The organism is Xenorhabdus vietnamensis (assembly GCF_002127535.1).
GTDB lineage: Bacteria > Pseudomonadota > Gammaproteobacteria > Enterobacterales > Enterobacteriaceae > Xenorhabdus > Xenorhabdus vietnamensis.
The window spans coordinates 73,828-89,325 of record NZ_MUBJ01000020.1; the positions used below are offsets into that span (position 1 = coordinate 73,828).

Genomic DNA, 15,498 nt, shown 5'->3' on the forward strand with positions numbered 1-15,498 from the left:
TATCATGCTAGACATAGCTGAAAAAGATACCGAGGAATAAAATTAAACCGACGTAGTTATTGTTCATAAATGCCTGAAAGCAGGATGATCTTTCCCGATCTGCAATCAATTTTTGTTGATAAACGAATAGTGCTGTTGCCAACAATATCGTCCAATAATATATCCCTTCCAGATTCACCATATTGCCAACCACAACCAAAAGGCCCAGCATGATGAATTGCAGAATACCAATAATCAATTTATCAAAGCGTCCAAAGAGCACAGCGGTCGATTTCACACCGATTTTCAGGTCATCATCACGATCCACCATGGCATACTGTGTATCATAAATCACAGACCATATGACATTAGCCAAAAATAACAGCCAGCATTCTAAAGGTAAGGACTCACTTACTGCGGCAAATGCCATAGGAATTGACCAGCCATAAGCGGCCCCCAGTACAACTTGTGGCAAATGGCTGACACGCTTGACGAAAGGGTAAGCCCACGCCAATGCTAAACCAACGACCGACAGTGCAATCGTCATTTTATTCAGTGTCAGCACCATCGCAAAAGAAATGAGTACCAGTGTGGCAAACAAGATTTTGCTTTCTTTTTCAGTGATGTCGCCACTAGGAAGAGGACGAGATTTTGTCCGCTCCACATACCCGTCAAATTTTCGGTCTGCAAAATCATTAATGCAACATCCCGCAGCACGCATGGAAAATACACCGATAGTAAAGACTAACAATACATGCAAATTCGGCATGCCTTTTGCGGCGATCCACAATGCCCAATATGTTGGCCATAACAATAATAACGCACCAATGGGTTTATCAATACGCATTAAACGACAATACGCACGCCATTTACTTTGCATCATGCTGGCCTCCAATCTATTTCTCCCTTTTTATTTTGTTTATTTTATATACAGGTGATTCAGGCAGAAAAACTTCCGTGAGCAACAATGGCTTACCCGATAATCTCAGTAAAGAACGTCGTACCCAACGATCTTCCTGCCGACCTATTTGAATATAATCTCGAGTTAGATTATTACCACTAAAAAGATAGCGTCCGAGCGGCGCTGTCCCCACATCAACCAATTGCCTATCCGGTCCAGTCAGTGTTTCTGTCGGAATAACGGTACGCCCCAACAACCAAGGGATGTTATCTCCATATAGAACAATTTCACGCAACCAATATTTTTCACTTAAAGGCAAGTGCTTACTTTCATCTCCTAACTCTTCCGCTGTGATAAAACACTCCCGAAAAGGGGTAACCGATACCTGCTGACAATATTGTTCAAAGCGGCACGTCATTGAGCCTACTTCCATCAGCCAATCTAAAATATCTTCGGGAAGGTCGGTCTCATCAGCCGATAACCAGTCAATAGAAGGTGAAATTAATATGTGGGGTGTTGAAGTTAATATAGTGTCATCTGCCATGTCATTTTCCCATTGCGGGGGTATATCAATTTCCCCGACAGCACAACGAATGGAGAGTGAGGATATCATGTTGCAGACTAATAAAATAAAAAGTTGATAACAAATTATGTAAATTATAAAAAAACTCCCCCCAATAACAATATTTATTGAGGGGAGTAGAGATCAAATAAGATGACGGTTCAGATTAGCGCCATTCTTTGAATCGGTTAATCAAACCATTTGTGGAGCTGTCATGGCTATTTACCACTTCTGCATCGTGCAGTTCAGGCAGAATACGGTTCGCTAATTGTTTACCCAGTTCTACGCCCCATTGATCAAATGAGAAAATATTCAGAATTGCGCCTTGAGCAAAGATTTTATGCTCATACATGGCAATTAACGCGCCCAAACTGAATGGCGTAATTTCGCGCAATAAAATGGAGTTGGTTGGACGGTTCCCTTCAAACACTTTGAATGGCACAACACTCGCCACATCTTGAGCATTTTTTCCTGCTTGCGCAAATTCATCTTCCACCTGAACCTGCGTTTTACCAAATGCCAACGCTTCAGTTTGCGCAAAGAAATTCGATAGTAGTTTGCTATGATGATCGCTAACTGGATTATGGCTAACTGCTGGAGCAATAAAATCACAAGGGATCAGCTTGGTTCCCTGATGGATAAGCTGATAGAAAGCATGCTGACCATTAGTGCCCGGTTCACCCCAGATAATCGGCCCTGTCTGGTAATTCACCGGATTGCCATTGCGATCGATGTACTTACCATTCGATTCCATGTTGCCTTGTTGGAAGTATGCAGCAAAACGGTGCATGTATTGATCATAAGGCAGAATCGCTTCAGTTTCCGCACCAAAGAAATTGTTGTACCAGATGCCGATCAGTGCTAGCAAAACAGGAATGTTCTGTTCAAAGGCGGTTTGCTCAAAGTGTTTATCCATCGCATGAGCACCGCTCAACAATTGTTCAAAATTTTCATAACCAATGGAAAGTGCGATGGATAAGCCAATTGCAGACCAGAGTGAATAACGTCCCCCGACCCAATCCCAAAACTCAAACATGTTTTGAGGATCAATACCAAATTTGCTGACTTCTTGTTCGTTGGTTGATAATGCCGCAAAATGTTTTGCAACATACGTTTCATCAACAGCACTTTGCAGGAACCAATGACGTGCAGAATGTGCATTGGTCATCGTTTCTTGCGTAGTAAAAGTCTTGGAAGCAATCAGGAACAAGGTTGTTTCTGGATTCAAGATTTTTAATGTTTCAGTGATGTGGGTTCCGTCAATATTGGAAACAAAATGCATATTCAGGTGATTTTTATATGCTTTCAATGCTTCTGTCACCATATAAGGGCCAAGATCAGAGCCACCAATTCCAATATTGACGACATCTGTAATGGCTTTGCCTGTATAGCCTTTCCACTCACCCCCAATAATGCGTTCACTGAATGATTTCATTTTCGCCAGCACTGCATTAACTTGCGGCATCACATCTTCCCCATCCACCATAATCGGGGTATTACTGCGATTGCGCAAAGCAATATGCAGTACAGCACGATCTTCAGTGCGATTGATTTTCTCACCAGAAAACATGCTGCGAATTGCACCGGTCAGCTCAGTTTCTTGCGCCAAAGTTTGTAACTTTGCCAATGTTTCCGCGGTAATGCGGTTTTTGGAATAATCCACCAGAATCTGTTGATCAAATGTCGCAGAAAATACCGTAAACCGTTCTTTGTCCTGTTCAAACAGTTCCCGCAAATGCACGTTCTTCATTTGCTCAAAATGTTGTTGCAATGCTTTCCAAGCTTCAGTCTGGCTAGGATTGATGTTTTTCATGAATAATACTCTCTATCAACTGTCAATAAACAATGCCAATAAACAAATAGGAATACACAGATTGTAACGGGTTAATTCTGTGATTGTTCTCCCTTTCCTTGTGATTGCTGATATTGGTCAAAATAGTCAGCAATTTCCAGCCCTAATTATTGAGATAGGCAAAAACGATAATTTCATTTCCATCATGAAATTTATTTATGTTTCATGGTCAAGCATTGACTCAATGCGCCTAACCCGATATTTCTAAAAGTCTATTCTCCGAACAAAAGGTTATCATCCATGTGTGCTGTTTCATCTCCTAAATCGCTGTATGTTGTAGCAAAATTCGGTGGCACTAGTGTGGCAGACTTTGATGCCATGAATAACTGCGCCGATATTATTTTGGCAAACGCAAATGTCCGTGTGGTCGTTCTGTCAGCGTCTGCTGGCGTGACCAATTTGCTGGTTGCATTGGCGGCTGGCTGCGATAGCGACAAGCGGGAGAATTACCTGAAACAGATCCGTGACATTCAATATGCCGTTATTGACCGATTGAGCGAAGTTGCGGTGATTCGCGAAGAAATTGATCGTCTGCTGGAAAATATTGAGATGCTATCGGAAGCAGCATCACTCGCAACCTCAGAAGCACTGACAGATGAATTGGTTAGCCACGGTGAAGTAATGTCTACTTTATTGTTTGTGGAGCTACTGCGCCAACGCAATACTGATGCCGAATGGTTTGATATCCGCCGGATCATGCGAACCAATGATAACTTTGGTCGGGCAGAGCCGGATACTCTTCAGCTCCATACTTTAGCGATGGAGCATCTTCATTCTCGCCTGAACAATACAATTGTTATCACTCAGGGTTTTATTGGCAGAGAAGAAAAAGGCCGCACAACTACACTGGGGCGGGGTGGCAGTGATTATACCGCAGCTTTGCTGGGTGAAGCTCTTGGCTTACAGCGCGTTGATATTTGGACTGATGTTCCGGGTATCTACACTACTGATCCACGGATTGTCCCTACGGCTAAGCGTATTGATAAAATTGCCTTTGATGAAGCGGCAGAAATGGCGACATTTGGTGCCAAAATCCTCCATCCCGCTACATTGTTACCTGCGGTTCGCTGCGGTATTCCAGTATTTGTCGGCTCCAGCAAAGATCCAAATACGGGCGGGACAGTAGTTTGTGATAAAACAGAAAATCCCCCGCTGTTTCGCGCATTAGCATTACGCCGCAAACAAACTTTGCTGACACTACATAGTCTGAAAATGCTCCATGCAAGGGGCTTTCTGGCGGAAGTCTTTACCCTACTGTCGCGTCATAATATTTCGGTGGATTTGATTACCACATCAGAAGTGAGCATCGCCCTGACGCTGGATACCACAGGTTCCACCAGCACTAATGGCAGCCTGCTGACCAATGCGTTGCTAACTGAGCTTGCTACGTTATGCCGTGTGGAAGTCGAAGAAGATATGGCGCTAGTTGCGATTATTGGCAATGAACTTTCACAGGCCAAAGGATTGGGAAAAGGGGTTTTTGGGGTGCTGGAATCATTTAATATTCGCATGATCAGCTGTGGTGCAAGCAGCCATAATATCTGTCTGCTCGTTCCCAGTAAAAATGCGGAGCAAGTGATTCAGACATTGCATCGGAGTTTATTTGAGGTATGACGAAATAAATTCACCATCACGCCAGAATCAGTTGCAATGACACATAACTCTGGTTTGCCTTCTTTATTTATCCCAAAGATTTAACCAAAGCACAGTATTAATGATTGAGCCGGGCATCAAGCCCGGCAATACCAATACAAAGATCCTGCATATAAATATCATTCATTACAAATGAATATCTAGATCCTTATGCGGTGTATAACCTATCTTTTCGTGCAATCATGGAGCATAAGTTTTTACTAGCATGATACGACGTAATTCGAGCACAAAAGACTTTGGAGGTGCAATCAGTACGAAAATACCCTGCCGCGATATTTTGTGGCATAGCTGCCATTCATTATTTTAAGTCCTCACGCGTCGGGCCTTGGAAATAAATTGCGTTCATATGGCAACTACGAGGTTGAGTAAGAACAAATCGTATGGTTTCCCATATTGAACGACCATTAAGTAATTATTGGCCCATTGTTTTATGGTCATCAAGTACCTCATCAAATCCATTGACTTCGAAATCAGGCGGATAAATTCCTGTTACACGGATATTGTCTTTGCTTAACTGATGGGAAATATTTTGGCAAAAACCACTCATGGCATGTTTGGCAGCAAAAAATGCCGGATGAGCAACAGATTGCGTAAAGTTCGGAATACCACAGACAGATACCATTGCAATAATATCGGCGCCTTGTGACTGACGCAGGCTCGGTAATAACGCTTTGGTCAGTAACATGGCCCCTGTCGCGCCTGAATTCACTGTACTGATAATATCGGCATCACTATCATCATCGCCCAGATGACCTTCTAGCCATTGTGCCGCACTCAATATCAGAATGTCGATAGGTTGGCTGTCTTGCAGTAATTGATTGGCAAAACTGCTCACTGATTGTGCATCACTGACATCACATAGGTAGCTTCTTGCAATGCCTCCTTCGCTGTGAATAATTTCACAGGTGGTTTCTGCACTCTCCAACTGACGCGCACAGAGATCGACATGAGCACCTTCACGTGCCAACCAGACAGAAATGGCTTGCCCAAAATCTCGGCCTCCACCTGTCACTACAACTCGCTTACCTTTCAGCCCGTTTAACATAGTGTTAGTTTTCCTTATATCAGTTATAAACCGGGATGAGGAACCGTCGCACTACCGGTTACATCTCCTTAATAAATCTCATTGATGATGTAATCTGCGGTATACCTCACCCATTCTTCTGAGGAAATATAATTTTGATGTTCATCTGGCAAGCATACAGGTAAGAAGACCTGAACAGTATTAACAATACCCAATACATTGACATCTATCACTCCAGCCCATTCTTTTATCCCACCAACAGCACTAAGCTATCTGAAGTTTTCGATGCAAAATCGGCTGAAAGAGAGCATCTAACACATCGGATGTGTTTTTCCCCTCTTTATCATCCATAATAAGAAAACGAAAATAAATTCCATTTTGTATCCATCGCAGCAACCATTGCTGCAAACAGACGATTATTCAGAGGGCATCTTATGAGCACAGCCGTTGCCAGCAAACGCACAAAAAAAACTAAAATAACGACAAACAGTGCCGCTGCAAGCGGTCAGGTTCAATCTTTAAGTCGAGGACTAACCCTTTTGGAATATATTTCCGATTCACTTGTCGGCGTTACCTTGACCGATCTGGCAATTCAAGCTGGCCTCCCTAATTCCACCACTCATCGTCTTCTGACTACCTTGCAGCAACATGGTTTTGTCCGCCAGATAGGTGATCTGGGATTATGGGTGATTGCTTCCCATGCTTTTGTGGTTGGCAGTAGTTTTCTGCAAAGCCGCAATCTGATGGTATTGGTTCATCCAATATTGCGTCAGTTAATGGAGGATTCTGGTGAAACCGTCAATCTTGCCATTCTTAATCTTGATGAATACGAAGCTGTAATTGTCGATCAAGTGCAATGCAATGCGTTGATGAGAATGTCTGCTCCCATCGGTGGAAAATTACCAATGCATGCTTCCGGAGCGGGCAAAGCACTACTTTCTACGTTATCTGAGCAAAAACGCCTCCAATTACTGCATAAGAAAGGAATGCGAGCTTATACACAACATACCTGTACCACCTCAGCAGCATTGACAGAAAATCTTGAACAGATCCGTAAGCAAGGATTTTCGTTTGATGATGAAGAACATGCGTTGGGATTACGCTGTATTGCTGCCTGTATTTATGATGAGCATCATGAAGCTTTTGCCGCTATTTCTATCTCTGGCCCGATATCACGCATCTCTGATGATCGAGTTACTGAACTCGGGGCCCTTGTTATGCGGGCTGCAAAAGCAGTTAGCCGGGAATACGGTGGAATTAAGTAATTTTTGACAAAACCCCATCTAAAAGCTGATTTGTTGACAAGCCGTTACGTTTCAGCTTTAAAAATTGAATGCGGTAATCAGGCTTATGGTTTTGCCGCCTGTCAGAATAATGAAAAAATCATATTGAAAAATATGGTGCATAATGACATCGCCATTATCACCTCTTACAACGATATGCTCTCCACTCACAAGCCTTATGTTGCATTACATTTTAATAAGTGAAGGATTTTAAATCCCTTGTGTTCTTAATTAACGAGAGAAACTGCTCATGAATAATTGGAAAACAACCGCAGAAAATATCCTGACCGACGGCCCAGTCGTCCCTGTCATTGTTATCAATGAAATTGAACATGCTGTTCCTTTGGCAAAGGCATTGGTTGCCGGTGGAATTCGTGTTTTGGAAGTGACATTAAGAACTGCATATGCGCTGGAAGCCATTCGTCTGATCGCTAAAGAAGTTCCCGAAGCAATTATCGGCGCAGGTACTGTTATTAATCCTGAACAATTGGCTGCTGTCACTGAAGCCGGTGCTCAATTTGTCATTAGCCCAGGATTGACTAATGAGCTGTTAAAAGCAGCAACTGCGGGTTCGATACCTCTTATTCCGGGGATCTCTACTGTTTCTGAATTAATGTTGGGGATGAGTTATGGCCTGAAATGCTTTAAATTCTTCCCCGCAGAAGCAAACGGTGGGGTTAAGGCACTGAAAGCCATCGCAGGCCCATTCCCGCAAATACGTTTCTGCCCGACGGGTGGTATTTCTCCTGAAAACTATCGTGATTATCTGGCATTAAATAGCGTTCTGTGTATTGGTGGCTCATGGCTTGTACCGGGTGATGCATTAAGCAAAGGTGATTATGCCCAGATTACAGAACTGGCACGCACTGCCATTGCAGATGCAAAAGCATAATTCCATTGTTTAAATATTTTTTACGCGGAAATTACGTAATCGCTAATTTCCGCGCTGAAAAATAAATAAATTCCATTTAAAAAGTCATTTAGATAATTGATAATGTGACTACAATTAATTTGTTAATAAAGCAATATTAAAAAATTACCATTAACTAATGGCTTTTGATAATGTCCATGTACCGCTGTTATTGTCTCGATTTGATAGCAACGAAGTATAAACTTTATATGCTGTTCCTTGATGATTTGAATGCCCACAGGTATCAAGAAACCCACCATGAACGTTGTTAAAGTTATTCAGTAAATGAATGATATTACCTTCGCGAACTTTTCCATCAAATTCATGAGTCGTATCTGAAAAAAGATGCCATATCGCGGTATCAAGAGCGTGTACGGGCCTGTCTGCGGTGTAAACATTATAAAGTTCAGGTGATGGAGCATTACCACTGACTCTCAGATATCCCCCATTATTCTGATAGAAATTCAATAGAAATATAGTATCACCACTGTAAACTTCTGAGCCTAAACTTTTACCTTCTGCGGATAAAATCTGCCATGAACCGGAGCCTGTATCACGATTCGGAGAAGCAGAAGTGAGGACATTATATTTTTCGCCTAGTGAAGTTGCATGCCCACAAGTGTCAAGGTAGCTGCCATTAGCATACATGTTTTTAATATGCAAAATATCACCGTATAAAATGATATTAGCCATTCCTTCCTCCCTAAGTATTATAAAAAATGAATGGGGATACTCCATTAATGTTTAATATTATAGTTATTAAATTACATAACTATATTTATTCAACCAAATTTCATCGCGACCCATCAGATCATATCATCGAAAATCAATAAATGAATAGCCAGTCATTTTTAAATAGCACTATGTCATCCCTATTATTTATCATTCAATAAAACATTATTTTTATCTATGATAGGCACTATATCGAACTTTTTATTTCATTTGCTTCACCATTGAATTCATTACGTTGGTTGAATCGCTGCCTACGTCGATAAGCAAAAACATCTTCGACATGTCCGTTATTAATGCGATTTTGCAATGCTCGCCAGTAATCTGCTTTGAATAGATCACTGTGACTCTCTTCGAAATAGCACCTGATACGCTTGTCAGTACATAAAAAATGCCGGAATTCTTCTGGAAAAACATCGTTACCAGCTACACTGTACCAAGGTTCACTAGCCAACTCATCTTCTGGATAACGTGGCGGAGGAATCTCTCGAAAGTTTACTTCTGTCATGTAACAAATTTCATCATAATCGTAGAAAATCACCCTTCCGTGACGTGTAACACCGAAGTTTTTAAACAACATATCACCCGGAAAAATATTCGCAGCCGCTAATTGCTTTATGGCATTTCCGTATTCTTCAATCACATCTTTCAATTGCGCTTCATTGACTCGTTCCATATAAATATTCAGCGGCATCATTTTACGTTCCATATAAAGATGCTTTATTAAAATCTTATCTCCCAAATCTTCTAATTTCTCTGATATCTCTTTTTGCAGTTCTTCCATTAACTCAAGACTGATATGACGCTTATCAATAACAAAGTTTTCAAATTCTTGTGTATCAGCCATTCTCCCAACGCGATCATGCTCTTTTACCAAACGGTAACACTCCTGAACACGCTCTTGAGAAACTTCTTTCTGTGGCGCAAATTTATCTTTAATAATTTTAAATACGCGATCGAATGAAGGAGAAGTAAAAACCAGCATCACCATGCCTTTCACGCCCGGTGCGATCGTAAACTGTTCCTGAGTAATATTAATGAATGTCAGATATTCACGGTAGTATTCTGTCTTACCATGCTTCTGACAACCTATTGCCATGTATAATTCTGCCGTAGATTTCGTAGGAAGAATTTCACGCAACCATTCAACTAAAGCCGCAGGCAGGGGGACATAAACCATAAAATAAGAGCGGGCAAAACCAAAAACAATGCTGGCATCATCGTGGCTGGTCAAGCAGGTATCAATAAAAATTCTTCCTGATTCATTGTGATGAATCGGCAACAAGAATGGATAAACGGTCGTTCCCATTCTGATTTTCCCCACCAGCCAGGCTGCTTTATTTCGGTAAAATAATTCATTAGCAATTTGGAATGTGGAGTGTAATAAATCACCTTCTGAAAATATATTCTGTAAATATTGCGTGATATAACCAATATCTCGATCTAAATCCTCCCATTTAAGACGTAATGGCAAATCATTTAAGATAGTTCGCAACATTAATGTGAGGTTATTATCAGGAAAAAAATCCCGTGATAATGGGCGAGAAATATGACGAAAACGGGAAGGTGGTTGAGAAGAAAAGATATATAAATTTTCTGGCTTCAAATTACGATGTTGAAAAAAACGACAGTAAACTGAATTAAAAAAACTTTCTGCAATTTCAAAACGTGGATAGTCAGGCAGTAAACGAGTATAAACAGCTTTGACTTCAGCAATGTAATCTTCATCATGTTGTAATGAAGTATGAATGTGCTTCAATTGTTCCACCACTAATCCAACATGATGATCGTAAAGGTTAATCCTCTTTTTCATAGCCAGCTGTACAGCATGCCAATCAGCCTGTTCAAAACGTTGCTGAGCACCTAAAGTGACTTCCAGAAATCGACCATATTGCGCATCAAATCCCTGCAAAATGGTTTGTGCAATTAAGTGTGCGAGATCTATTCCCATCTTTGGCCACCTTTATCCGACACGTAAAGGGGCATTCCTTTTGGAATCCCCTAATAATTCAGCCTCTATCAATATAATGAACTTAGAATTGTTGCTCTTCTGTCGATCCTGTCAGTGCGGTAACAGAAGAACCTTCTCCTTGAATAATAGTAGTCACTTTATCAAAATATCCCGTTCCTACTTCCTGCTGATGTGAAGAGAATGTATAACCACGCTCAAGGGCAGCGAATTCTTGCTCCTGAACTTTTTCAACATAATGTTTCATTCCTTCACCACGTGCATAATCGTAGGCCAAATCAAACATGTTAAACCACATGCTGTGTATGCCCGCTAATGTGATGAACTGGAATTTATATCCCATGGCAGATAACTGCTCTTGGAAATTGGCGATAGTTTTATCATCCAGATTCTTTTTCCAATTGAAAGAAGGTGAACAATTATAAGCCAACAATTTACCCGGATATTTTGCATGTATAGATTCAGCAAAAAGACGAGCCGCTTCAATATCCGGTGTAGAGGTTTCACACCAGACAACATCAGCGTAAGGAGCATAAGCCAGCCCACGGCTGATCGCTTGTTCAATGCCTGCACGTGTGCAATAGAAACCTTCGCTGGTTCGCTTGCCGGTAATGAACTCCTTATCATAAGGATCGCAATCAGATGTCAGTAGATCGGCTGCATCTGCGTCAGTGCGTGCAATCAACAAGGTTGGCACTCCAGATACATCGGCCGCCAGACGTGCAGCTACCAGCTTCTGAATAGCTTCCTGAGTCGGAACCAATACTTTGCCACCCATGTGCCCACATTTTTTCACCGCAGCCAGTTGGTCTTCAAAATGAACTGCGGCAGCACCAGCTTCAATCATCGCTTTCATCAGTTCAAATGCGTTGAGTACGCCACCAAATCCAGCTTCGGCATCTGCGACAATCGGCAAGAAATAATTAATATATTCCTGACTGCCTGAATCAATACCATTTGACCATTGGATCTGATCTGCACGACGAAAGCTGTTATTGATACGTTTGATCACGTTAGGAACAGAATCGACAGGATATAATGATTGATCTGGATACATACTAGATGCGCTATTTGCATCTGCTGCCACTTGCCAGCCGGAAAGGTAAATCGCCTCAATACCGGCTTTAGCCTGCTGAAGTGCCTGACCTCCTGTCAGTGCCCCAAGAGCATTCACATAGCCTTTTTTCGAGCTGCCATTCAGCAATGCCCACAACTTTTTTGCCCCTATTTGCGCCAAAGTGTGTTCAGGATTGATTGAACCGCGTAATTTAACGACATCTTCAGCATTGTACGGACGAGTAATACCTTTCCAACGTGGTTGTTGCCATTCTTGTTCCAATTGAGCAATTTGTTGTTTCCGGGAAATGGTCATGATGTTCTACTTCCTATTCTTAATTAATCGGATATTTCTGCCATTATTATTTTTTTAATTAGTCTAGTAACTGATAACCAGGTAGCGTCAGGAAATCTATCAAGTCGTCCTGAGTAGTAATTCTTTCCATCAAATTAGACGCTTCCATAAACCGCCCTTGATTAAAGCGTAGCTCACCCACTTCCTGTTTAATAACGTCCAGCTCTTCTTTCAACATTTCCCTGAACAGCTCTTTTGTCACTTTCTTGCCATTAGAAAGTGATTTTTCATGGCGAATCCATTGCCAAATAGAAGTACGGGAAATCTCCGCTGTAGCTGCGTCTTCCATCAAGCCATAAATCGGTACACATCCATTCCCAGAAATCCAAGCTTCTATATACTGGACTGCAACACGAATATTTGCGCGCATACCCTCTTCTGTTCTTTCTCCCGAACACGGTGCGAGCAATTGTTCAGCTGTAATCTCTTCATCTTCTTCACGCAAAACCGTCAATTGGTTTTGATGCTCTCCCAGCTTTGTGTCAAAAACTGTCATGGCAATATCTGCAAGCCCTGGATGTGCGACCCATGTCCCATCGTGACCATTATTTGCTTCCAGTTCTTTATCCGCTCTGACTTTGTCCACTACTTGCTGATTTTGCACAGGATCTTTACTAGGAATAAATGCCGACATTCCTCCCATCGCAAACGCACCACGTTTATGACAGGTTTTAATCAGCAAGCGAGAATAGGCATTCAAAAAAGGTTGTGTCATCGTCACTGATTGACGATCCGGTAAAATACAATCAGCATGGTTTTTCAATGTCTTGATATAACTGAAAATATAATCCCAGCGACCACAATTTAAACCAACGATGTGATGGCGTAAGTGATACAGAATTTCGTCCATCTGGAATACGGCGGGTAATGTTTCAATCAAAACCGTTGCTTTAATCGTGCCTTTTGGCAAATTAAAGCGTGACTCAGTAAAACTGAAAATATCACTCCACCATTGTGCTTCATAGTAGCTCTGTATTTTTGGCAGGTAAAAATAAGGCCCACTGCCTTTTTGCAGTAATTTCTTATAATTCAAGTAGAAATAGAGTGCAAAATCAAACAATCCCCCAGAAATTGGTTCATTCTTGTAGAGGACGTGTTTTTCCGACAAATGTAATCCCCTAACCCGAGCAATCAATACTGCGGGGTCTGCTTTCAACTCATAGCGTTTACCCTGCTCATTAGTGTATGAGATCGTGCCGTTGACAGCATCCCATAAGTTAATTTGCCCATTAATGACTTTATCCCATTCAGGCGCCAATGAGTCTTCAAAATCTGCCATAAATACTTTTACATTTGCATTTAGGGCGTTGATGACCATTTTACGTTCTACGGGGCCTGTTATTTCAACTCGACGATCTTTTAAGTCGTCAGGTATCCCTTGGATTTTCCAATTACCACTTCTAATGGAAGTGGTTTCTGAAATAAAATCAGGTAATAATCCGTTATCTATTTTTTTCTGCCAATGCACACGCTCATTTAATAATTTTGTACGTCTGTCAGAAAATTCGATGGTTAGATCTTCTAAAAATTCAATAGATTCAGAAGATAACACCTGATTTTCTTCCTCTCCAAAAGGCCTAACAAAGGTTAGTTTGGTTGTTGATACCTGCTGCATAATCTCCCCACTGTTTACTTTTAAACACTCATTCTCACTTTTAAACAATCACCTGATTAAGGTTAACCAATTAAAAAAATAAATCAAAACCCATTTCCATTATTTTTGAAATTTATAATTAACTAATAAAAATCAAATAATTAAAGATATTTAAAAGCAAAAAAAATGGGGAAATAAATTCTAAAAAACTACATTCATTAATATTAAGTTTTTGTTATGCATGAGAAATAATGGATGACTATTGAACAACAGTTATGAAAGGAAAATTAACAAAATGAGAAATGGCTCGCTTCAGCAATCTCTCATTTTTCTATCTAAAATTCAAATTGGACTCAATCTAAAGAAGGGTTCATAAAAGCCAGATCATATGGTGTAATTTGATAGACATAATAATTTAACCAATTTGAAAATAGTAAATGACCATGACTACGCCAGGCTGCAATAGGTTTATTCTCAGGATCGTTATTCAGAAAGTAATTGACAGGCAATTCCGGTTCTAAACCTGCGACACAATCACGCGTGTATTCTGCGGCTAATGTACCTACATCATATTCAGGATGCCCTGTCACAAATACTAATCTTTTGTCTTTACTGGCAAATAAATAGGCTCCTGCCTCTGCTGAACAGGCCAAAATATCTAAATCCGTATGTTCCCGAATTAGCCACTCAGGAAAATCAGCAAAACGCGAGTGAGGTGCAAAAAATGTTTCGTCAAATCCGCGTGTTAATAATGCCAAAGGATCTAAAGTTGAATGAGGATAAACACCTGATAGTTTATTTTTTCGGGTATGTTTAGGAAGATGGTAAAGAACTTTCAATGCAGCCTGAACCGCCCAGCAAACAAAAAGTGTCGAGGTAACATGTTTTTTTGCCCAAGCTACGACTCTTTCAACTTCGTCCCAATAAATTACATCTTCAAATTCAACAAGTCCCAAAGGGGCACCTGTTACTATTAAGCCATCGAAGTTTTGATCTTTTATTGAATCAAAATCACAATAAAAAGTATCTAAATGCTCAGCAGGGGTATTTTTACATTGGCGACTATCAATACGTAGTAATTGAATATCGATTTGAAGTGGTGTGTTAGATAATAGCCGAATAAACTGATTTTCTGTTTCTATTTTCTTTGGCATTAGGTTAAGTAACAATACCTTCAATGGACGAATATTCTGAATATTAGCCCGTGTTGACGTCATAACGAAGATGTTTTCATTGCGGAGAATGTTCACCGCAGGTAATTCATCTGGTACACGAATTGGCATTGCTCGAAACCTCAATCATTTTAGTTGAAAAATTTAGACTTCTAGATAGCTAAATTTAACCAAAAGGAAAGGTGGAAGTCGAGTAATTGAACTAAAAATGAAATTATTTCATTTTATTTTATGAAATAGAAAAGAGTAATAAAGAAGATAATTAAGAAGAATAAAGTAATAAGCTGATATGAAATCCCCAACACAAAAAAGCCCCCCGGGGACGGGAGGCTTTCCTGACGCATTGAATGTCTGGCAGTGCCCTACTCTCACATGGGGAGACCCCACACTACCATCGGCGCTACGGCGTTTCACTGCTGAGTTCGGCATGGGGTCAGGTGGGACCACCGCGCTATTGCC

At 40.9% G+C, this 15,498-nt stretch carries 12 protein-coding genes, 1 rRNA gene and 1 pseudogene; 4 read left to right on the forward strand and 10 right to left on the reverse strand.

The window, feature by feature from the left end; translation table 11 throughout:
• Positions 1–7 precede the first annotated feature (7 nt).
• The 3 genes from ubiA to pgi form a co-directional block, all read right to left on the reverse strand.
• Positions 8–862, reverse strand: a complete 855-nt coding sequence (ubiA, locus tag Xvie_RS25370) for a 4-hydroxybenzoate octaprenyltransferase (protein ID WP_208612538.1) — start codon at positions 860–862, stop codon at positions 8–10.
• A gap of 13 nt (positions 863–875) precedes the next feature.
• Entirely contained in the window at positions 876–1,424 is a 549-nt protein-coding gene (gene ubiC / locus Xvie_RS25365) for a chorismate lyase (protein WP_086108835.1), read from the reverse strand.
• Positions 1,425–1,608: 184 nt separating this feature from the next.
• Positions 1,609–3,255, reverse strand: coding sequence for a glucose-6-phosphate isomerase (pgi, locus tag Xvie_RS25360; RefSeq protein ID WP_086108834.1), 1,647 nt, complete (start codon positions 3,253–3,255; stop codon positions 1,609–1,611).
• A 279-nt stretch (positions 3,256–3,534) separates the two neighbouring features.
• On the opposite strand from pgi, the gene lysC reads away from it, so the two are divergent.
• Complete coding sequence (lysC, locus tag Xvie_RS25355; RefSeq protein WP_086108833.1) at positions 3,535–4,908, forward strand: lysine-sensitive aspartokinase 3; 1,374 nt, start codon at positions 3,535–3,537, stop codon at positions 4,906–4,908.
• A gap of 337 nt (positions 4,909–5,245) precedes the next feature.
• Here the strand turns inward: lysC and Xvie_RS25350 are convergent.
• A pseudogene (locus Xvie_RS25350) lies at positions 5,246–5,992 on the reverse strand (SDR family oxidoreductase).
• A 413-nt stretch (positions 5,993–6,405) separates the two neighbouring features.
• On the opposite strand from Xvie_RS25350, the gene iclR reads away from it, so the two are divergent.
• The 3 genes from iclR to Xvie_RS25335 are packed head-to-tail and all read left to right on the forward strand — an operon-like array spanning position 6,406 to position 8,146.
• Entirely contained in the window at positions 6,406–7,236 is an 831-nt protein-coding gene (gene iclR / locus Xvie_RS25345; protein ID WP_086108832.1) for a glyoxylate bypass operon transcriptional repressor IclR, read from the forward strand.
• A gap of 3 nt (positions 7,237–7,239) precedes the next feature.
• Positions 7,240–7,458 carry a hypothetical protein gene (locus Xvie_RS25340; protein WP_139838832.1) on the forward strand — a complete coding sequence of 73 codons (219 nt, stop codon included), beginning with the start codon at positions 7,240–7,242 and terminating at the stop codon, positions 7,456–7,458.
• A gap of 46 nt (positions 7,459–7,504) precedes the next feature.
• A complete protein-coding gene (locus Xvie_RS25335) occupies positions 7,505–8,146 on the forward strand; it encodes a bifunctional 4-hydroxy-2-oxoglutarate aldolase/2-dehydro-3-deoxy-phosphogluconate aldolase (protein WP_086108831.1) in 642 nt (213 codons plus the stop codon).
• A gap of 150 nt (positions 8,147–8,296) precedes the next feature.
• Here Xvie_RS25335 and Xvie_RS25330 read toward each other — a convergent pair whose 3' ends face one another.
• The 6 genes from Xvie_RS25330 to rrf all read right to left on the reverse strand — a co-directional run.
• Positions 8,297–8,857 (reverse strand): hypothetical protein, encoded by a 561-nt coding sequence (locus Xvie_RS25330; protein ID WP_086108830.1) that lies wholly within the window; start codon positions 8,855–8,857, stop codon positions 8,297–8,299.
• A gap of 226 nt (positions 8,858–9,083) precedes the next feature.
• The gene (gene aceK, locus Xvie_RS25325; RefSeq protein ID WP_086108829.1) at positions 9,084–10,844 is read right to left on the reverse strand and encodes a bifunctional isocitrate dehydrogenase kinase/phosphatase; all 1,761 of its coding nucleotides are present in this window, start codon (positions 10,842–10,844) and stop codon (positions 9,084–9,086) included.
• Positions 10,845–10,926: 82 nt separating this feature from the next.
• On the reverse strand, positions 10,927–12,234 hold the full coding sequence (gene aceA, locus Xvie_RS25320) for an isocitrate lyase (protein WP_086108828.1): 1,308 nt from the start codon (positions 12,232–12,234) through the stop codon (positions 10,927–10,929).
• A 58-nt stretch (positions 12,235–12,292) separates the two neighbouring features.
• Positions 12,293–13,888, reverse strand: a complete 1,596-nt coding sequence (gene aceB / locus Xvie_RS25315; protein WP_422645944.1) for a malate synthase A — start codon at positions 13,886–13,888, stop codon at positions 12,293–12,295.
• A gap of 332 nt (positions 13,889–14,220) precedes the next feature.
• Positions 14,221–15,150, reverse strand: a complete 930-nt coding sequence (metA, locus tag Xvie_RS25310) for a homoserine O-acetyltransferase MetA (RefSeq protein WP_086108827.1) — start codon at positions 15,148–15,150, stop codon at positions 14,221–14,223.
• A 238-nt stretch (positions 15,151–15,388) separates the two neighbouring features.
• Positions 15,389–15,498: ribosomal RNA gene (gene rrf / locus Xvie_RS25305) — 5S ribosomal RNA — on the reverse strand; the annotation flags it as partial.